Here is a 217-nt window from a genome sequence, read left to right as displayed (position 1 = left end):
GGTGGGGTACATCTACGCGACGATCCGGTTCGAGTCCTTCCTGCACCCTGGTTACGCGTCGGTGGAGTGCTGGGCAGCGACGTCGGGGATGAGCCGCTTGTTCGCGCGGTCGACCAACGTCAGGAAGGTGTTCACCGACCTTGCCGCCGCCAGCGGCGGAGTGTGCTGCCTGTTCGACACCGGCGACGGCGGCCCCGAGCAAGTGTGCTGGCTCAAC

The 217-nt window shown here is 66.8% G+C and carries 1 pseudogene; it reads left to right on the top strand.

Going from position 1 to position 217, the window contains the following annotated elements:
- A pseudogene (locus JL475_RS41105) lies at positions 1-217 on the top strand (hypothetical protein); the annotation flags it as partial.

It is taken from the genome of Streptomyces sp. M2CJ-2 (genome assembly GCF_016757295.1).
Classification (GTDB): domain Bacteria; phylum Actinomycetota; class Actinomycetes; order Streptomycetales; family Streptomycetaceae; genus Streptomyces.
This window is presented reverse-complemented; position numbering and strand designations above follow the sequence as displayed.